Origin of the sequence: Streptosporangium lutulentum, from assembly GCF_030811455.1 — a bacterium.
In the GTDB taxonomy this organism is placed as follows: domain Bacteria; phylum Actinomycetota; class Actinomycetes; order Streptosporangiales; family Streptosporangiaceae; genus Streptosporangium; species Streptosporangium lutulentum.
On the sequence record NZ_JAUSQU010000001.1, the window covers coordinates 3,263,034 to 3,280,417 of the forward strand.

At 69.6% G+C, this 17,384-nt stretch carries 17 protein-coding genes; 7 read left to right on the forward strand and 10 right to left on the reverse strand.

The features are described from left to right. Window positions 1-41 precede the first annotated feature (41 nt). The 3 genes from J2853_RS14685 (at window position 42) to J2853_RS14695 (ending at window position 2,460) form a co-directional block, all read left to right on the forward strand. On the forward strand, window positions 42-656 hold the full coding sequence (locus J2853_RS14685) for a DUF1707 SHOCT-like domain-containing protein (RefSeq protein ID WP_307558212.1): 615 nt from the start codon (window positions 42-44) through the stop codon (window positions 654-656). Window positions 657-802: 146 nt separating this feature from the next. Next, a complete protein-coding gene (locus tag J2853_RS14690; protein WP_307558214.1) occupies window positions 803-1,618 on the forward strand; it encodes a helix-turn-helix domain-containing protein in 816 nt (271 codons plus the stop codon). Next, window positions 1,618-2,460, forward strand: a complete 843-nt coding sequence (locus tag J2853_RS14695) for a hypothetical protein (protein WP_307558216.1) — start codon at window positions 1,618-1,620, stop codon at window positions 2,458-2,460. Before J2853_RS14690 ends, J2853_RS14695 begins: the two co-directional genes overlap by 1 nt. Window positions 2,461-2,588: 128 nt before the next feature. On the opposite strand, the gene J2853_RS14700 is transcribed toward J2853_RS14695, so the two are convergent. From J2853_RS14700 to J2853_RS14720, 5 genes are all read right to left on the reverse strand, one after another. Next, window positions 2,589-3,593 (reverse strand): methyltransferase, encoded by a 1,005-nt coding sequence (locus J2853_RS14700; protein ID WP_307558218.1) that lies wholly within the window; start codon window positions 3,591-3,593, stop codon window positions 2,589-2,591. Window positions 3,594-3,787: 194 nt separating this feature from the next. Further along, window positions 3,788-4,579 (reverse strand): ABC transporter permease, encoded by a 792-nt coding sequence (locus tag J2853_RS14705; RefSeq protein WP_307558220.1) that lies wholly within the window; start codon window positions 4,577-4,579, stop codon window positions 3,788-3,790. Beyond that, the gene (locus J2853_RS14710; RefSeq protein ID WP_307558222.1) at window positions 4,579-5,367 is read right to left on the reverse strand and encodes an ABC transporter permease; all 789 of its coding nucleotides are present in this window, start codon (window positions 5,365-5,367) and stop codon (window positions 4,579-4,581) included. The genes J2853_RS14705 and J2853_RS14710 overlap by 1 nt, the downstream gene beginning before the upstream one ends. Further along, on the reverse strand, window positions 5,364-6,347 hold the full coding sequence (locus J2853_RS14715; RefSeq protein ID WP_307558224.1) for an ABC transporter substrate-binding protein: 984 nt from the start codon (window positions 6,345-6,347) through the stop codon (window positions 5,364-5,366). Before J2853_RS14715 ends, J2853_RS14710 begins: the two co-directional genes overlap by 4 nt. Window positions 6,348-6,795: 448 nt before the next feature. Continuing rightward, on the reverse strand, window positions 6,796-7,254 hold the full coding sequence (locus J2853_RS14720) for a rhodanese-like domain-containing protein (RefSeq protein ID WP_307558226.1): 459 nt from the start codon (window positions 7,252-7,254) through the stop codon (window positions 6,796-6,798). Window positions 7,255-7,326: 72 nt separating this feature from the next. Between J2853_RS14720 and J2853_RS14725 the strand changes: the two genes are divergently transcribed. After that, a complete protein-coding gene (locus tag J2853_RS14725; RefSeq protein ID WP_307558228.1) occupies window positions 7,327-8,325 on the forward strand; it encodes a helix-turn-helix domain-containing protein in 999 nt (332 codons plus the stop codon). A 22-nt stretch (window positions 8,326-8,347) separates the two neighbouring features. Here the strand turns inward: J2853_RS14725 and J2853_RS14730 are convergent, their stop codons facing one another. The 3 genes from J2853_RS14730 to J2853_RS14740 form a co-directional block, all read right to left on the reverse strand. Beyond that, window positions 8,348-9,271: a carbohydrate kinase family protein gene (locus J2853_RS14730; protein ID WP_307558230.1), complete on the reverse strand. Its 924-nt coding sequence runs from the start codon at window positions 9,269-9,271 to the stop codon at window positions 8,348-8,350. Between the two features lie 102 nt (window positions 9,272-9,373). Continuing rightward, window positions 9,374-9,901 carry a YetF domain-containing protein gene (locus J2853_RS14735; RefSeq protein WP_307558232.1) on the reverse strand — a complete coding sequence of 176 codons (528 nt, stop codon included), beginning with the start codon at window positions 9,899-9,901 and terminating at the stop codon, window positions 9,374-9,376. Window positions 9,902-10,279: 378 nt separating this feature from the next. Next, window positions 10,280-11,287: a LysR family transcriptional regulator gene (locus tag J2853_RS14740; RefSeq protein WP_307558234.1), complete on the reverse strand. Its 1,008-nt coding sequence runs from the start codon at window positions 11,285-11,287 to the stop codon at window positions 10,280-10,282. A 104-nt stretch (window positions 11,288-11,391) separates the two neighbouring features. Between J2853_RS14740 and J2853_RS14745 the strand changes: the two genes are divergently transcribed. Continuing rightward, window positions 11,392-12,117: an SDR family NAD(P)-dependent oxidoreductase gene (locus J2853_RS14745; RefSeq protein WP_307558236.1), complete on the forward strand. Its 726-nt coding sequence runs from the start codon at window positions 11,392-11,394 to the stop codon at window positions 12,115-12,117. A 484-nt stretch (window positions 12,118-12,601) separates the two neighbouring features. Here J2853_RS14745 and J2853_RS14750 read toward each other — a convergent pair whose 3' ends face one another. Then, entirely contained in the window at window positions 12,602-13,519 is a 918-nt protein-coding gene (locus J2853_RS14750) for a cupin domain-containing protein (protein ID WP_307558237.1), read from the reverse strand. Between the two features lie 73 nt (window positions 13,520-13,592). On the opposite strand from J2853_RS14750, the gene J2853_RS14755 reads away from it, so the two are divergent. Both J2853_RS14755 and J2853_RS14760 read left to right on the forward strand, forming a co-directional pair. After that, window positions 13,593-15,008, forward strand: a complete 1,416-nt coding sequence (locus tag J2853_RS14755) for an FAD-dependent oxidoreductase (RefSeq protein ID WP_307558239.1) — start codon at window positions 13,593-13,595, stop codon at window positions 15,006-15,008. A 165-nt stretch (window positions 15,009-15,173) separates the two neighbouring features. Next, window positions 15,174-15,749 carry a GNAT family N-acetyltransferase gene (locus tag J2853_RS14760; protein WP_307558241.1) on the forward strand — a complete coding sequence of 192 codons (576 nt, stop codon included), beginning with the start codon at window positions 15,174-15,176 and terminating at the stop codon, window positions 15,747-15,749. 40 nt (window positions 15,750-15,789) lie between these two features. On the opposite strand, the gene J2853_RS14765 is transcribed toward J2853_RS14760, so the two are convergent. Beyond that, complete coding sequence (locus tag J2853_RS14765) at window positions 15,790-17,337, reverse strand: SDR family oxidoreductase (RefSeq protein WP_307558243.1); 1,548 nt, start codon at window positions 17,335-17,337, stop codon at window positions 15,790-15,792. Window positions 17,338-17,384 lie beyond the last annotated feature (47 nt).

The following is a 17,384-nucleotide window of genomic DNA, read 5'->3' on the forward strand; positions in this document are numbered from 1 at the left end:
CCACATTACCGAGCCGGATCCGATCATCTAGTCTCCAAGGTATGGCGACCCTTCCGGACCGGGATCCGCGGGAAATACGAGCCGCTGACGGCGACCGCGACCACACTGCTTCAATCCTCCGCAACGCGGCCGGCGACGGCCGGCTGACCATGGAGGAGTTCCAGGAAAGGCTCAGCGCGGTCTACACCGCCAAGACCTACGCCGACCTGGAGCTTCTCACCCGCGATCTGCCGGACCTCACTTCTCCGGCGACCGCCCAGAACTACACCGGCCGGCAGTCGGGTGCGCCGACCAGCACCGTCGCCATCGGGGTCATGGGTGGCTTCAAACGGGTCGGCCGCTGGCGGGCTCCCAGGAACTTCACCGCCCTGGCCTTCTGGGGCGGCGGCCAGATCGACCTGCGTGAGGCGGTGTTCACCGACCGCGAGATAAAGATCCGGGCGTTCGCCCTCATGGGCGGCATCGAGGTGATCGTGCCCGAGGACGCCGAGGTGTTCGTCAACGGGATCGGGTTCATGGGCGGGTTCGGTCATGAGGCGAGCGGGGTCGGCCGGCCGAACGCGCCCACGATCGTGGTCACCGGATTCGCCATGATGGGCGGGGTCGACGTCAAGCGCAAGGCGTCCAAGAACAAGAACAGGAAGCTCGAGTCATGAGCGTCTCCCGGTAGCGGTTCCCGGGTGCCGCCGCGGGGAGACGCACGCGGCCGATCCGCCGCGCGGGAAGACCTTCCGGCCTCGGGGGCGAGTGGCCGCGGGCGCCGACTTGACCTTGTCGCAGCGTCAACGTTTCTAATGAGGGCATGCGGATCGGCGAGCTTGCCGCGCTGGTCGGGGTGTCCACCCGGACCGTGCGCCACTACCACCATCTGGATCTCCTCCCCGAACCGGTACGGCTGGCCAACGGCTACCGGGAGTACCGATTGCGCGACGCGGTCGCCCTGGCCCGCGTACGGCGGCTGGCCGAACTGGGCCTGTCACTGGACGAGATCCGTGACGTGCTGGCCGACGACCGGGGCCGGGAACTGCGTGAGGTGCTCGTCGAGCTGGACGCCGACCTGGCCAGGCAGCAGGAGGCGATAAGCCTCAGCCGCGACCGGCTGGCCGCGCTGCTGGCGGAGGTGGACCTGCACCCCGACTCGACGGTGTCCCCCGACATGGCGAAGGTGCTGCGCGGCCTCCACACCGAGGGCTCGAAGTTCGCCGAGATCGACCGCGAACTGCTGGCGCTGATGGACACCGTGGCCGACCCGGCCGACCGGGCCCGGATCCTCGACATGATGCGCCCGCTCTCCGAGCCCGACGCCCTCGCGCGAACGGCTCTCCTCTACAGGCGGCTCGACGAACTCGCCGACGCGGACGCCGGTGATCCCCGCGTCACCGCGCTCGCCGCCGACCTCGCCGCCCACGTCCCCGACGAGATGGCGGCGGTGATGGTCGCGAACCTGGACTCGGTTCCCGATCCCCTGCGCCCGCCCGGAGACGGTCCGGCGGAGAGCGCGGAGAGCACCGAGAGCACGGACGGCAGGCGATGGATGGAGACGATGCACGCCGAGATGTCCCCCGCCCAGATCGAGGTGTTCCGGCTGCTCATGATTTCACTGAGGGAGAAAATGTGATGCTCCGGATCGCGCGTGCCGCGATGTTCACCGTACTCCCCGCGGAGCTGCTGCTCGCGGTCCTGCTCGTGTCGGGGGTGTCGCTGCCCGTCCCGGTGATCGTGGTGGCCGAACTGGCCGTCGTGTCGGTGCTCGTCCTGGAGGGGGTGACCGCGTACCGGCTGTTCGGCGCCGAACGCCGGGGCGGCGCGGACCGGCGGACGGCACTCCGGGCGACCTTTCGCCGGCTGGTCCCCATACAGGTGATCAAGGTCATGGAGTTCGAGCTGAAGGGCCTGGCGAGCCTCGTCCTGTGGGTGGCGCGACGCCGCCACAGCGTGCCGCCCGGCTCCACGGCCGTGGCGTACTCGAAGGAGCAGACGCCGACCCTGGTGGCGTTCCTGTTCGTGATGATCGTGGAGACGGTGGTCCTGGATCTGCTGCTGATGGCGACCGGCGTTCCGGCCGGGCCGCGCCTCGTGGTGCTGGTGCTCCACCTCTACGGGATCGTGTTCGTGCTGGCGCTCGGCGCGGCCTGCGTCACCCGCCCGCATGTCGTCACCTCCGGGGAACTGCGCATCCGCTACGGGGTGTACTTCGACCTGCGGATCCCCCGTGACCTGATCTCCTCGGTACGGCTGTCGCGCAACTACAACGAGTCCGGGATGGTCATGGTGGCCGACGGGCGGCTCGGGGTGGCGGTGTCCTCCCAGACCAACGTGATCGTCGAGCTGACGGAACCGATCACCGTCGTCCGCCCCCTCGGCGGCCTCGCCGAGGTCACCTCGGTCCGCTTCTTCGCCGACGTCCCGAACACCGTCCTGAGCACCCTGCGGTCCCTTCCGCACCGCGAGGTCTCCTGATCCGCGATGCCGCGACGGCGATGCCGGCGCCGTCCGGACCTCCGCGAACTCATCGAATGCGGAGAGGTGAGCGCGTTCGCGCTCACCTCGGACCGCCCGGCCCCGGCCGTCGTCCGGGGCCGGGCGGCTCAGCTCGGCAGTGCCTCCACGACGGCGGCCCCGCCCGGCAGCTCGATCTGCCGGGCGAGCCGGAACCCGGCCTTGCCCAGCAGCTCGCCGTACTCGGAGGTGCTGCGTTCCATGCCCTCGCCGAACAGGGCGAGCATCCGCATGTCCAGGTCCTTGCTGACGTGGGGGAGGTCGTCGTCGGGGACGACCATCTCCACCAGCAGGACGCGGCCGTCGTCGGCCATGACGTTCCTGATGTTGCGCAGGATCCGCACGGCGTCCTCGTCGGACCAGTTGTGGATCACACTGCCCAGCAGGTAGGCGTCCCCGCCGGCGGGGACCGCGACGAAGAAGTCGCCGCCGACGTATTCACACCGGTTTTCGAGGCCGGCCTCGGCGAAGAACTCCGGGGCGCCCTTGACCACCTGCTCCTGGTCGAACAGGACTCCGCGTATCCCCGGGTAGGCGTTCAGGACGGCGGCCAGGATGTGCCCCTTGCCTCCGGCCACGTCCACCAGGGTGCGCACGCCGGAGAAGTCGTAGCGGGACGCCACGGCCTTCGCGAACGGCCAGGCCCTGGACATCATGTAGTCGTCGAACAGCGCTCCGGCCTCGGGGTTGGCCTTGAGGTAGCCGTACAGGGGCCCGTGGTGGGCGGCGAAGCCCGACCTGCCGGTGCGCACGCTCAGAGGGAGCTTGCCCATCCCGTACCAGAAGCCCTCCTCGATGATCATTCGTACGGCGGGACGCAACGAGTCGGGCGTGTCTCCGCGGAGGGTGGAGCCCGCCTCGGTCAGCTCGTAGACCCCGGGAGCCGTCGTCGCGACGATGCCCATGGAGGCGAGCTGGCGGAGCATCCTGCCGAGCGCGGACGGGTCCGCGTCACAGCGCGCCGCGAGCTCGCCGACGCTCAGGGGACCTTCTCGCAGGTGGTCGGCGCAGCCCAGTTCGGCCATCGCCGCGAGGGCGGCGAACCGGGAGACCCCGCCGATCGCATCCCAGATCGGCGCTTGCGGGTCGTTCATCCGTCATCCTTTCGTCCGGCACGCAGATTCGATCTCTCGGCGGACCTGTTCGATGTCCCGCACGCCGGTTTGACGAGCGGTGGGGTACGGCACGCCGGCCGGAGAGACCCGGCGGGCCTGTGCGGACGGCGCGCGCAGGCCGGTGCGAGCCTGCTTGGGCGGGCCCGTTCCGCGATCTCGGGTGCGGCAGGTCATCAGGCCGTCTGCCGGGCGGAGCGGTGCCAGGACAGGACCCGTCGTTCGACCGCGAGGAACGCCGCGTTGAACGCGTATCCCAGGACGCCCAGCGCCACGATGGCCCCCCACACGCCCGCCAGGTCGTACGACCTCTGGGCGTCCAGGAGCTGGAAGCCGATCCCGTCGGTGCTGCCCACCAGTTCGGAGATCACCATGAGGATCAGCGCCAGCGACAGGCTGATCCGCAACCCGGCGAAGATCTTCGGCATGGCGGAGGGCAGGATGACCCGCAGCAGTCGTTGCCCGCCCGGCATCCCGAAGACCCTGGCGACGTCCAGGTGCTGGCGATCGACGTGCCGGGCCCCCTCGCACGCGTTGATCAGAATCGGCCAGACGACGCCGAACGCGATCACGTTGATCTGCATCCGCGGGCCGATGGCGAACAACGCCATGAAGAACGGCAGCAGCATGGGCGGGGGGACGGCCCGGGCGAACTGGATGAGGGGGTCCACGAAGCGGAAGAGCAGGGGGGAACGGCCCAGCGCGATCCCGAGCGTGACTCCGGCGACTCCGGCCAGCGCCCACCCGGCCAGCAGGCGTCCGGTGCTCGCCGGGATGTTCGTCAGCGCCGCGTCGCTGAGCCAGAGCCGCTCGGCGGGGCCGGTCAGCCACATCTCGTGCATCGCGGCGGCGATCCGCGACGGCGGCGGGAAGGCCGGCAGTTCCGCGCCGCGGGTGACCGCCTCCCACAGCATCAGGACCACCGGCACCGGCCACAGACGGCCGGCGGCGCGCAGCGCGCCGTTCATCACGCCACCTCCGTACGGGCGCTGTGCCAGCGGAAGAGCCGCCGCTCCGCCAGCACGAACAGGCCGTTGGTGACCACGCCGATGACGCCGGCCCAGACGGAGGCGGCGATGATGTGCTCCATCGGGTTCAGGCCGCCGGCCGTCTCCAGGACAAAACTGCCGATGCCGTCGGAGCCGCCGCCCAGCAGCTCCACGCTGATCGCCACGATGAGCGCGATCGCGGAGGCCAGCCGGACGCCGGCGGCGATGAACGGCGCGGTGCTCGGCAGCGATATCCACCAGAGCACGGCCAGCCGGCCGAATCCGAAGCTGCGCAGCGTCTCCTTGGCGAGCGGGTCGACGTCCTTGAGGCCGTACATCGTGTTGATCAGGACAGGCCAGGTCGCCGCGTAGACGATCAGGGTGATCTTCATGTCGAACCTGTCGGAGAACAGGGTGAGCGCCAGCGGGATCAGCGCGATCGACGGGATGGGGCGGAGGAACTCCATGATCGGCCGGAGCGCGCTCTCCACGCGGGGCAGGCTGCCGAGCAGGAATCCGGCGGGTACCGCGACCGCGACGGTGGCCAGCAGGCCGAGGGCCCACACACCGAGGGTCGAGGCGACGTCGGAGAGGAATTCCGGGTCGGTCACGAGCGAGGCCGCCCGGCCCGCCACCGCGGAGGCCGGCGGGAACGCGAGCGGGTCGATCAGTCCGGTCCGACCGGCGATCTCCAGCGCGCAGAACAGCACCGCGACGCCGACGGCGCCGCAGAACAGCCTGCTGTCGAGGGGATTGCGCCTGATCACCCGGCGTTTCCGGAAAGGAGTGCCTTGGCCTCGATCCTGCTCTTCAGGTAGCCCTGCTCCAGCATCAGGTCCGCCACCCGCTGCAGCCGGGTCTGGTCAAGGCTGGTGGGGAAGGAGCCGAGGGTGATGACGGCGGCGGTGGCCGTGTCGATCTTGGTGTAGGTCGGCAGGATCTCCTCGACGGCCTTGCGGTCGGTGGCGGAGATCTGCTGGGCCTTGGCGATCGCCCGCTGGAAGGCGGCGGTCGTCGCGGGGTTCTTGTTCGCGAAGTCCTCTGTGACGACGACGCCCGCGATGGGGAAGCCCTCCATGGGGCCGACCATGGTGTCGGCGAGCTTGCCGGCGCCGATGGTCTTCTGGACGGCGGTCAGGTGGGGCTCGGTCATCCACGCGGCGTCGACGATGCCGGTGTTGAGTTTGTCCGCCATGTCAGGGAAGGGAAACTCCAGGAACTCGACGTCGGCCTCGGTGAGCCCATGGGTCTTGAGCAGAGCGGCCACCGCCAGGGTCCCGACGTTCTTCCTGCTGTTGACGGCGATCTTCCGGCCCTTGAGGTCGGCGGGCGTCTTGATCGGGGAGTCCTTGGGCACCATGAGGTTGAACGCGTTCGGGGCGGCCTGGTAGAGGTCCGAGACGACCTTCAGCTTGATCCCGGCCGAGACGGCGAGGAAGGTCGAGACGTAGTTGGTCTGGGTGGCGTCCAGGGAACCCCCGATGAGGGCCTGCTGAGCCTGCGCACCGCCCACGACCGGCTCGATGGCGACGGTGAGGCCCTCTTCCTTGAAGAAGCCTCTCGCGTTCGCGATGTAGAGCGCGGCCGAGTCGGGGATGGGGAGCGCGCCGACCGTGAGCCGGGTCTTCTCCGGGCCTCCCGTGCCCGCCGCGGTGCCGGCCGGTTCGCCGGAGCCGCCGCAGGCGCTCAGCACCAGGGCGGCGGTGACGCCCGCGATGACCGCGCGACTCGCCCGTCCGAACCTCATGAGGTCTCCTTAGCTGCGTGGGGTCGCGTCGGGCGGCACTCGCGCAGAGCTCGCCGGGCGGCATGGAGGGAGCCCGGGGAGGTACGGGACCGAGGGGGTGCGCCGGCCGTGGATCAGGGGCGAAACAGTTCCGTTGAATTACCACTCAATGTCCAAGCCTTTTAGGCCTTAAATACCATATAGGCGAACCACCCGCACGCACCAGCCAATGGACGGGTTTATTTGGCTGAGATTAGAGATATAGAAAGAAAGCCTTTTCGCAACTTTATGAAATTGCACGGTCACTGAACGAAGTGCCATTGTCTACTTACAGGCATAACGTGCCGATTCAAGATGCAAAACGAGTTATGTACGTTTACCGCGGTGTCTCCGCCCGCGTCGCCACCGGGCGGCGTACGGGCGGCGGCGCCCGGAGTCCGCGTCCGGCCTCCGGGCGCCGCCGCTCATGTCAGCAGCCGCACGCGATCCCGGACGACGGGGCGGTCAGGTCGTCGACGGGACGGGTGCGAGGCCCGGCGGCCGTCTCCACCGGGAAGCCCTCCCTCACCCAGTACTCATAGCCCCCGATCATCTCCTTGACCCGGTAGCCGAGCGTGGCGAACTCCAGCGCGGCCCTGGTCGCGCCGTTGCAGCCGGGCCCCCAGCAGTAGGTGACGACGACCGTGCCCGGCTCGATCAGGAGCGACGCCCGCGCGGCGATCTCCGCGGTCGGCAGGTGTACGGCGCCGGGCAGGCGGCCCTGCTCCCAGGCCCGCGCGTCGCGGGAGTCGACCACGACGAGCCCCGGGGTACGGGCCTCCAGGTCGGCGTGCACGTCACTGACATCGGTCTCGAAGGACAGCCGCGCCGCGAAGTGGGCGGCGGCCCGCGCCGGCGCGGCCGGCGGGATGAAAAGCGAGGAGGACATGCCCACGATCCTGGCGGGAGCGCAGGCCCCTCCGACAGTGGCGTGAACGACGCCGTTCGCTAAGTTAACGCCATGCGCGTCCTGCAGATCACCCGCCCCGGCCGTTCCGTCTCCGTGCTGGCCTACGACGGCATGTCCGCCTTCGAGCTGGGCATCGTCACCGAGGTGTTCGGCCTGCCCCGCCCGGAACTCGACGTCCCCTGGTACGACCTGAAGGTGTGCGCGCAGGGACCGGGCCCGGTGCGCGTCATCGGCGGCGCGTTCCTGAACACCCCGCACGGCCTGGATGCCTTCTCGGCGGCCCACACGGTCATCGTCCCCGGGGTCCCCGACGTGACCGGCGATCCGGCGCCGGAGCTGACCACGGCCCTGCGGCGGGCGCACCGGCGGGGGGCGCGCGTCGTCTCCATCTGCTCCGGCGCGTTCGCGCTGGCGGCCGCCGGGCTGCTCGACGGACGCCGGGCCACCACCCACTGGCGCCATGCCGACCTGCTGCGCCGCCGTTACCCCAAGGTCCAGGTGGACGCGAACGCCCTCTACGTCGACGAGGACGACGTGATCACCGGCGCCGGCAGCGCGGCCGGCCTCGACGTGTGCACGCACCTCGTCCGCAAGGACCACGGCGCGGCGATCGCCAACGCCGTCGCACGCCGGCTGGTCATCCAGCCCCACCGCGACGGCGGGCAGGCCCAGTACATCGAGACGCCCGTGACCGCCGATCCGGACGACGACCGGATCGCCCGGAACCTGGCCTGGGCGCTGGAGCGCCTCCCCGAACCTCTCACCGTGGAGACCCTGGCCCGCCAGGCGCACATGTCGACGCGCACCTACCTGCGCCACTTCGCGAAGGCGACGGGAACCAGCCCCATCCGCTGGCTCATCGTCCAGCGGGTGCAGGCCAGCCTCCCCCTGCTGGAGACCACCGCCGCCTCCGTCGAACAGATCGCGGCCGCGACCGGCTTCGACACCGCCGTGACCTACCGGCACCACTTCGCCCGGATCATGCGGACCTCCCCCACCGCCTACCGCCGGGCGTTCCACACCGGCGAGTCGGAAAGGAGCACGCCCTGAGGCGTCATCGTGGAAAACAGACTCACCTACCCGGCCGCGCGTGGCGCAGGCGGGCACAGGCGGCGTCGAGCGTGGCGGCATCGATCATCTCCTCGTGGGTGCCCGGGCTGCCGCAGGCGTACGCCCCGGAGACCGAGCCCGCCAGCACGCACTCCTCCGGCTCCGCGCCGGCCAGCCACGACCGGGTGAAGGCGGTGCTGAACGCGTCGCCCGCGCCGTTGCTGTCCACGACGGGCCGCTCGGGCGTCACTGCGGGGAAGGCCCGTACGACACCGTCCGCGCGTACCAGCATCCGGCAACCGTCGGCTCCGCCGGTCGCGACGACCACGGCGGCGCGACCCTCGTCGAGGATGTGGCGCATCACCTCCTCGCACCGGTCCCCGACCGTCGCCGCGCTCATGAAGACCAGGTCGGAGCGGAAGGCATAGGGGCGCGCCCAGGGGTCGCGGCCGTCCCAGGAGTGCAGGTCCGTCGAGACGGACCTGCCGAGGCGCTCGGCGTCGTCGAACACGGTGCCGGGGTGGTAGGCACGCGATATGTGCACGTGCCCGCAGCGTTCGAGGAAGGGCAGGTAGAACTCGGGCGGCAGCCTCAGATCAGCCGGGTGCCTGCCGTCGTAGAAGGAGAAGCGCCGTCCCCGGGCGTCCACCAGATTGACGCTGCGCGGTGTGCCGTTGGGTGCGGGCAGGTGGCTGACGTCGAGCCCGACGGCGGCGTACCTGTCGAGGATTAGCCGTCCCTGCGGGTCGTCGCCGATGAAGTCGACGAACTTCGTGCGCAGGCCGAGGGCGTGGAAACCGAGTGCCACACCGTTCCCGGAGTGGCCCACGTAGTCGTGGATCGGAGGGACGCCGGCGGAGTCTCCCCCGGGTATGGCCAGCGCGTCGACACGCACGATCGTGTCCACGCCGGTGCCGCCGACCACCAGGACGTCATAGTCGACCATCAACCGCCTTCATCCCTCAAATGGGCATCAAACACTTTTTCACCATACGGCTCAGTAGTTCCAAAGATCAGGCGAGCCGCGAAATCTCCCGGCGGCGCGGTGCTACCGTCCGCCCCCGGGCGGAGAGACCGGGTCCGGTGGTGCGGTCGGGGGGTGCGGCAGGACGGAGACGGCGCCCTTGGCCTCGAAGATCGCGAGGTGGATGCCGTCCGGACTGTGGTGCCCGTGCTGGCGGAGCACGGCGTCGAGATCGGCTCTGGTGAGCCCGCAACGGCGCAGGTTGCGCAGGTTGACGTGCCCGTCGTGGATCAGGATCCGCAGTGGTGGGTCGACCAGGCGGCTGATGGCCGGCAGGAGCCGCAGCCTGGTGATGGCCGCGTGGGCGGCGAGCAGCGCCAGTAGCGCCGCGGTGCCGGTCAGCCATGAGGCGTCGGTCGCGGTGGCGGTGCGTCCCACGATGGCACCGACCGCGACGGCGGCGACCCAGTCGAACGGGGCGAACTCCGCCATGGTCCGGCGCTCGGTGAGCCGGAACGCCACCGCGGCGGTCAGGAACAGCGCCGTCGCCTTGACCGCGGCATGGGCCGCACGGTGCCAGTCGCCGATCAGGGCGTCGCCGAAGCTGTCCACGACGGCCGCCCTCAGCCGGCGCCGTCGAGAGCGAGCGGGATCCGGCGGCTCCCCGGACCGGCGATGCCGGAGCCTTGGCCGGTCACGGCCCGGGGCGGTGCGGATTCCGATGGCTGTCTCATACGACCAGGCTAAACCGCCTCGCTTCGACCATGGCGAAACGCCTTACAGGCAGCGTTTCGTATACACGAGGGCGTGGCGCGAAGGTGGCACGAACAGAGACTCACCGGCGAGAGGACGGTCTGGTCGCGGTACGGGAGCTTCCAGTCGGGCCGGACGAAGCGGCAAATGTAGCCATCGGGTAGTGCTCGAGGTGGTCCCGGTGCTCGGGCTCGGCCTCCCGGAAAGTCCTCGCCCTCACCCACGGCCCATAAGCATTCAGCGCATAGTGAGATCGAGGGCGGCGATCAAAGCGGCGAGTTCGCGTTGCCGCGATGTGGCCGACCAGACCGCCCATGTTCTGCGGACGATGGGATCGCCGATCAGCGGGTGCCACACCATGCCCTCGGGCAGTGGGCGGGCCCAGCCGGGCGAGGCGAACGCGAATGCTCGTCCCGTGCCGACGGCCGCGAGTTTCACCTCGGGAGTGACCGGCCGATCCTCGTCGGCGGGCTGGTCGGCGACAGCGACGCCGTGACCGCGTAGTGTGGCCGCAACCTGGTCGTACCAGGCCGGCGTGTCCGACCGTGCGAAGCCGATCCATGCCAGTCCGGCGAGCCTGTGCAGCCGGACACCGGCGGCCTCGGCGATCTCCTCCGAACGTGCTGTGGCAAGGATGACCCCCATCGACTCCTCGACGGCGAGCACGGCGTCGAAACACGGATCTGCCGGCCGATCCCGGACCAGCGCCACGTCCAGCTCGCCTGCCTGCAACGCGGCCAGTTGCACGACACTCGAAGAGTGCCGGACCTCGACTCTCAAGTCCTGATGTACCGTGCTCAACTCAGTGAGCACGGTCGGCAACAGATCGACGGGAAACTCAAGCGGCACACCGATTCTCAGCAACCCGGTGGCCGCAGGCAGCCCGCTGACAGCGGCCACGATTCGATCATGATGTCCGATGAGCTCGCGAACTTCCTGAAGCAGCACCTTGCCCGCGCCGGTAGGCCGTGCCCCGGTGTGGCTGCGCAGGAGCAGCTGGACACCGAGCCGGCGTTCCAGCGCCTGCACCGTCTGTGACAGCGCGGATTGGCTCACATGCAGCTTGCGGGCCGCGGCGGACAAGCTCCCTTCCTCCACCACGGTCACGAACGCGCGCATCTCTCGTATCTCCACGTCCTCATTGTTGTCGATTTCCTGGTGTGCGGTTGCGGCCGGATTCAGCCAGCGGCCGTGCTTATGGCCTCTATCGGCAATAGCGGGATCCAATCGGCAATAGCGAATCACCGGTGGAAGTTGCAATCGATGAGCCGCCAAAAGGAGCACCGCCCCGTACGGGTGAGCCCCCTTACCGGCGATGGGAAAGTCAACCAAAACGGAGATTCGGCAACATGGAATTCGCAAACCAGATCGTGCTGGTCACCGGCGGAACTGCGGGAATCGGCCTGGAGGCCGCGCGTTTGTTCGTCCGTGAGGGCGCGCAGGTGATCATCACCGGTCGTGACACCGAGCGGGGCAAGAAGGCCGTCAACGCGATCAACGACACCGGGCGCGTGCGCTTCATCCAGGCCGACCTGGCCGACCTGGACTCGGTGAACTCGCTGGTCGAGCAGAGTGGCCCGGTCGACGTCATCGTCAACAACGCCGGAGCCTTCCCGGTCGCACTGACGATCGAGCAGGATGTCGCGGGCTTCCAGAAGATCTTTGACACCAATGTGCGCGGCGCTTACTTCCTCGTCGCCAAACTCGTGCCGCACATGCTCGGCAAGGGCCGGGGCAACATCGTCAACGTCACCACCATGGCCACGTCCAAGGGAATACCCGGAGCATCGGTCTACAGCGCCTCGAAGTCCGCGCTGGCCTCGTTCACTCGCACGTGGGCCGCGGAATTCGGCCCCCACATCCGGGTCAACACCGTTGCTCCCGGCACGACCAGGACCGACGGGGTGCTCGTCGAATGGGGTGAGAGCATCGAGGACATCGCCAGGACGTCGCCACTGGGCCGCACCGCCCGCGCTCACGAGATCGCCGAGGCCATCCTGTTCCTCGCGTCCCCGCGCGCGAGCTACCTCACCGGTGCGACGATCAATGTCGACGCCGGCGCCACCGCCGTCTGATGTGCTCTTGGATCGGGAATCGGATCACCCCATGGGGCGATCTCCGTGCCCGGAAGGTCTCGGTAACGGACATGGGCGACCTGCGACCACGGAAGCCGGCCGCAGATCACACCGAGGAGCATGCTCGGCTACTACGACTGCCGGCTGTCGAACGGACCGTCGCCCAGGATTCCCGAGCGGTCCGGCAGTCCGATCGCCACACGGAGCCTGGCGAACTCGACCGCGAGGACCTGAGGCGGATAGTGAGCATTGAGGCCGCTGGGATTCGGAAGGACCCATACGCGCGCACCGCCGACGGTCTCCGATTGCGGCCGACCACCGCACCGGAGACGCCGAAGGCCGAGCGGTAGCCGGTGACGCCCAGCAGAGCCAGCCACCTGGGCCGCAGAGACTCCATCCTCCTGACCAGGTCCCTGCCTCCCTCCACGTACTCCTGCGGGGTGAGGTCGGCCGCCCGAGCCGTCGGCCTGCGCACGACAATCGTTCACACCGCGTGTTCGAGATTCCGGCGGAACCGGGCCGGCGTCGACCCGGTCGCCATGCGGAACGCCCGGCTGAACGCGGACTCGGAACGGTAGCCGACTTCGGCGGCGACCGAGGCGACCGTGAGCTCGGTGTCGACGAGAAGTTCGGCTGCGGTCATCAACCGGATGTGCGTGAGAAACGCGCCGACGGTCATTCCGGTGCTGTGGGAGAAGTGCCGGATGAATGTGGCCCGCGACATCGCCGCCACTCGTGCGAGGCGCGCGATCGGCCACTCGCCGCCGGGGTCCCGGAACACCTCGTCGATGACGGCACGGATCCGCTCGTCGTGGGCGGCGGTCCACAACGCTGTTTCGGCGAGTCGTCCGTTCGACTTCCGCAGCACCATCGCGAGCAGCGCGTTGCAGAGCGCCGAGAGAATGGCCGCGGTGCCGGGCCCGTCGTTCTGCGCCTCCCGCCGCATGATCGCGCTCAGCATCCGGACGTTCTCATTCGCCTCGCCGGACTCCGCGAAGGACACGCGCAAGGGGTCGGGAAGGCTCCGAAAGAGCATGGCACCCGCGCCGGGACCGAACGAGTAGTGCCCGCAGAAGAGGTCGATCACGCTCTCACCCGCCCGGCTGCGGATGGTGGAGAACGCGCCACCGGGAGTTTCGACGACCCCTTGCTCGTGCCCGGCTCCGGTGGTGCGGATGCGGTGCGGCGTACCACGAGGGAGCAGCACGACGTCGCCCGGCTGAAGCTCGATGCGCCGATCTGAAAGCTCGAGCACGCACGCGCCGTCGAGCAGGACGTGGAAGTGCGCCTTGCCCTCGCCCTGCGGGGGCACGTCCATGACGGTCGCACCGGCGAGAAGGCAGCGCTTGTCCAGGATCGCCTGCAGTCTCGCCAGGCGGATGAGGTGACTGACTGAATCCATGATGAGACGATCGTGAGGAAAAATGAGATTAATAAGCCTTGTGAGCTCAATTCTACATATCGAGACTGGAGGTATGGACACCACCAACGACACTCTTCAGGCCGATCTTCTTGTCATCGGTTTCGGCAAGGGCGGCAAGGCCGTCGCGAAAACGATGGGCCGCCTCGGCAAGCGCGTGGTGCTCGTCGAGCAGTCGCAGCGGATGTACGGAGGCACCTGCCCCAACGTCGGCTGCGTACCGACCAAGGCACTGGTCCACCACGCCGGTCAGCGCCGGGAGAGCGACTCGGCGCAGGAATGGTACGCGCGCTCGGTCAAGGAGGTCCAAACTCTCACCGCGCTGTTTCGGCGCGGCAACTACGAGGCGTTGAACAACGCCGAAACCTCAACCGTCCTCACCGGCCGAGCCACCTTCCTCGATCCGCACACCGTCAGCGTCGACGCCGGCGGCGAACGCCTGCTGGTCTCCGCCGCGACCATCCTGATCAACACCGGCGCCGAAACGGTTATCCCGGACACCCCGGGCCTGCGCGAGAGCAAGCACACCCTGACCAGCACCGCGCTGATCGAGACGACCACCCTGCCCGAACGGCTGGCGATCGTGGGCGGCGGCTACATCGGCATCGAGTTCGCCTCGATCTACCGTCAGTTCGGCGCCCACGTCACCCTGTTCGAAGCCTCCGGGCGAATCCTGAGCCGGGAGGACGACGAGGCCGCCGCCGTCGCCGAGGCCATCCTCACCGGCGACGGCATCGAGATCATCAAGGGCGCGCACGTCAGCGAGGTACGCGACACCGCGCACGGCGCGAGCGTGATCTATGAGGCGGGCGGGCGCCGGTACACCCTGGACGTCGATGCCATCCTGGCCGCCACCGGGCGCGCGCCGGCAACCCGTGATCTCGGGCTGGAGGCCGCCGGGGTCCGCACCACCGCGCACGGCGCGGTCGAGGTCGACGAGTATCTGCGCACCAGCCAGCCGCACATCTACGCCCTGGGCGATGTGCGCGGCGGGCCGCAGCACACCTATCTGTCCCTCGATGACAGCCGGGTCGTCTTGGATCAGCTTCTGGGCCAGGGCCGGCGCTCGGTGTCCGATCGGGTCGCGGTGCCGCGCACCCTGTTCATGACTCCGCCGCTGGCCACCGTCGGGCTCACCGAAAAGGAGGCCCGCGCGGCCGGATACCGGGTGAAGATCGCCAGTGAGCCCGTGGCCGAGATCGTGGCGATGCCGCGCGCCTACATCGTGGAGGAGACCCGCGGATTCATGAAGTTCGTGATCGACGCCGACACCGACAAGATCCTGGGCGCCGTTCTGCTGAGCGTCGACGCGCAGGAGCTGATCAACACGGTCGCGCTCGCCATCCGGCACGACATCACGGCGTCGGAGCTTCGTGACGCGGTTTACAACCATCCCACCTCGACCGAGGCGTTCAACGAGGTGCTGGCCACCATCGTGCGTGTTGATGCGCCGCAGACCGCCGGCGTGTAACCCGTTCGGGCTCGCTCCCGATCAGGGGAGCTCACCCCGCGTCGACGTCGCACCGCCGGTGCCGGCCCCGGACGTCGACGTTGTCGACGCGGAGAGCTGTGAGAAGGTGAACGACGTGGTGGACGACGCCCCTCGCCACCGGCCGCCGCCCAGGGAAGGACTTTGATGACCGTCGCGTTGCGGGCAGAGGCCACGCCGTCCGCTCCCGCGCTCTTCCTGCGCCCCTGGAACGACGGCGACGTCCCGTCGCTGGTCGAGGTGTACCGCGACCCCGTGTTGCGTCACTGGACGACGCTCTCCGCCGAGAGCGTCGACGACGCGGTGCGGTGGCTGGACGTCCAGAGGCGGGGCTGGGAGACCGGGGAGCGGCTGAGCTTCGCGGTGCACGAGGACCGGACCGGCTCCGGCGAGAGCGAGAGCGAGAGCCGGTTGGTGGCCAACGTGGTGCTGAAGAGAACCGACCGCCACAGTGGGTCCGCCGAGGTCGGCTACTGGACGGCGGCCCACGCCCGGGGCCGGGGGGTGGCCCCTCGCGCGCTTGAGGCCCTCACCGTGTGGGCCTTCGACACCTTCGCCGCCGACAAGCTGGAACGTCTCGAACTGCTTCACCAGGTGGACAACACCGCGTCGTGCCGCGTCGCGGAGAAGGCCCGATACCGGTTCCACGAGGTCCTGCCCGCCCGGCCGCCCTTCCCCAGGGACGGTCACCTGCACGTACGGCGGGCCGACGCCCCCCTCTGACGACGGCGGGCTGCCGCGCCCACCTGGCGTGCCGGGACGCCTACGGGGTTTCCGGGGCGCCCTGACCGCGGGCGTCCCCGGTTCCGGCGGGGCCCGCGCGCGGGGCACCCGTCCCCGGCAGGGCGCCGCCGGACGGCTCGCCCCGCTCGGCGGTGGCCGCCACGTTGCGCGGCATCCGGCCGAATATCAGGACGTGGAAGGGCTTGAGCGACCACCAGTAGAGATGGCCCGCCAGGCCCCGGGGATGGAAGATCGCGCGCTGGCCGTAGACGGTCTCGTCCCGTTGCCGGAGCACCCGCAGCTCCAGCCACGCGAGACCGGGCAGGCGCATCTCCGCGCGCAGGCGCAGCAGGTGTCCGGGCTCGACCTCCTCCACGCGCCAGAAGTCGACGGAGTCTCCCACCCGGAGCCGCCGGGGGTCGCGGCGTCCGCGGCGCAGTCCCACGCCGCCGACGAGCCGGTCGAGGAGGCCGCGCAGGCGCCAGGCGACGGGCAGGGAGTACCAGCCCTTCTCGCCGCCGATCGCCTCGATCACCGTCCAGAGTGCCTGCGGGGACGCCTTGACGCGGCGGGCCCGCGCGTCGACGTAGAGGCTGCCGCCCGCCCAGTCGGGGTCGTTCGGCAGCGGGTCGCTCGGCGCCCCGGGGGTCGAGGCCGAGGACCAGCGCGTGAGGACCTCGGCCTCCCTGATCCGCCGCAGGGCCAGCTCTACGGCCCTTCTCAGCCCGATCAGGCCGTCCGCCGGGTCCTTGACGTGATCGGCGATGTCGTGTTCCCGGCAGATCGACTCGTTGCGCAGCGACTCCACCAGCGGGCGGGCCAGTCCGGCCGGAACGGGGGTGACCAGCCCCACCCAGTGGCTCGACAGGCCGGGGCTGAGCATCGGGACCGGGATGATCAACCGGCGGGGCAGCCCCGCGACCTCGGCGTAGACCCTCATCATGTCGGCGTAGGTCAGCACGTCCGGGCCGCCGACGTCGAAGGAGCGGTTCACCTCCTCCTCGATGTCCGCCCAGGCCGCGAGGTAGCGCAGGACGTCGCGGATCGCGATGGGTTGCGTCCTGGTCCTCACCCATCGCGGCGTCGTCATCACGGGCAGCCGTTCGGTGAGATAGCGCAGCATCTCGAAGGAGGCCGAACCCGATCCGATGATGACGGCCGCCCGGAGCACCACTGCGGGCACCTCGGAGCCCAGGAAGATCTCCCCCACCTCGACGCGGGACCGCATGTGGGGCGAGAGGTCCTCGTTGGGCGCGAGGCCGCCGAGATAGACGATGCGGCCCACTCCCGCCTCCTTGGCCGCGGCGGCGAACGTGGTGGCCGCGCGGCGGTCGGCGTCGGCGAAGTCCTCTCCCCCGCCCATCGTGTGGATGAGGTAGTAGGCGACGTCGACCCCGTCGAGCGCCTTCCTCGTCTGCTCCGCGTCGGTCGCGTCGGCTTCCGCGATCTCCACCCGCGCGGCCCACGGCTGGTCGCGCAGGCGGCCGGCCGACCGCGCCATGCAGCGGACCTCGTGACGCGCGTCGAGCAGTTCGGGAACGAGCCGCCCCCCGATGTAGCCGGTCGCACCGGTCACGAGACATTTCATTTAATAATTGTCGTACGGCCCGGCCGAATGGTTGCCGACTTGGCCGT

Bases quoted from the DNA above. Each gene is read 5' to 3' on its own strand.
- J2853_RS14695 (WP_307558216.1), top strand. From the start codon at position 1,618: ATGCTCCGGATCGCGCGTGCCGCGATGTTCACCGTACTCCCCGCGGAG.
- J2853_RS14715 (WP_307558224.1), bottom strand. From the start codon at position 6,347: ATGAGGTTCGGACGGGCGAGTCGCGCGGTCATCGCGGGCGTCACCGCC.
- J2853_RS14690 (WP_307558214.1), top strand. From the start codon at position 803: ATGCGGATCGGCGAGCTTGCCGCGCTGGTCGGGGTGTCCACCCGGACC.
- J2853_RS14760 (WP_307558241.1), top strand. From the start codon at position 15,174: ATGACCGTCGCGTTGCGGGCAGAGGCCACGCCGTCCGCTCCCGCGCTC.
- J2853_RS14705 (WP_307558220.1), bottom strand. From the start codon at position 4,579: ATGAACGGCGCGCTGCGCGCCGCCGGCCGTCTGTGGCCGGTGCCGGTG.
- J2853_RS14685 (WP_307558212.1), top strand. From the start codon at position 42: ATGGCGACCCTTCCGGACCGGGATCCGCGGGAAATACGAGCCGCTGAC.
- J2853_RS14750 (WP_307558237.1), bottom strand. From the start codon at position 13,519: ATGGATTCAGTCAGTCACCTCATCCGCCTGGCGAGACTGCAGGCGATC.
- J2853_RS14725 (WP_307558228.1), top strand. From the start codon at position 7,327: ATGCGCGTCCTGCAGATCACCCGCCCCGGCCGTTCCGTCTCCGTGCTG.
- J2853_RS14720 (WP_307558226.1), bottom strand. From the start codon at position 7,254: ATGTCCTCCTCGCTTTTCATCCCGCCGGCCGCGCCGGCGCGGGCCGCC.
- J2853_RS14745 (WP_307558236.1), top strand. From the start codon at position 11,392: ATGGAATTCGCAAACCAGATCGTGCTGGTCACCGGCGGAACTGCGGGA.
- J2853_RS14700 (WP_307558218.1), bottom strand. From the start codon at position 3,593: ATGAACGACCCGCAAGCGCCGATCTGGGATGCGATCGGCGGGGTCTCC.
- J2853_RS14755 (WP_307558239.1), top strand. From the start codon at position 13,593: ATGGACACCACCAACGACACTCTTCAGGCCGATCTTCTTGTCATCGGT.
- J2853_RS14730 (WP_307558230.1), bottom strand. From the start codon at position 9,271: ATGGTCGACTATGACGTCCTGGTGGTCGGCGGCACCGGCGTGGACACG.
- J2853_RS14765 (WP_307558243.1), bottom strand. From the start codon at position 17,337: ATGAAATGTCTCGTGACCGGTGCGACCGGCTACATCGGGGGGCGGCTC.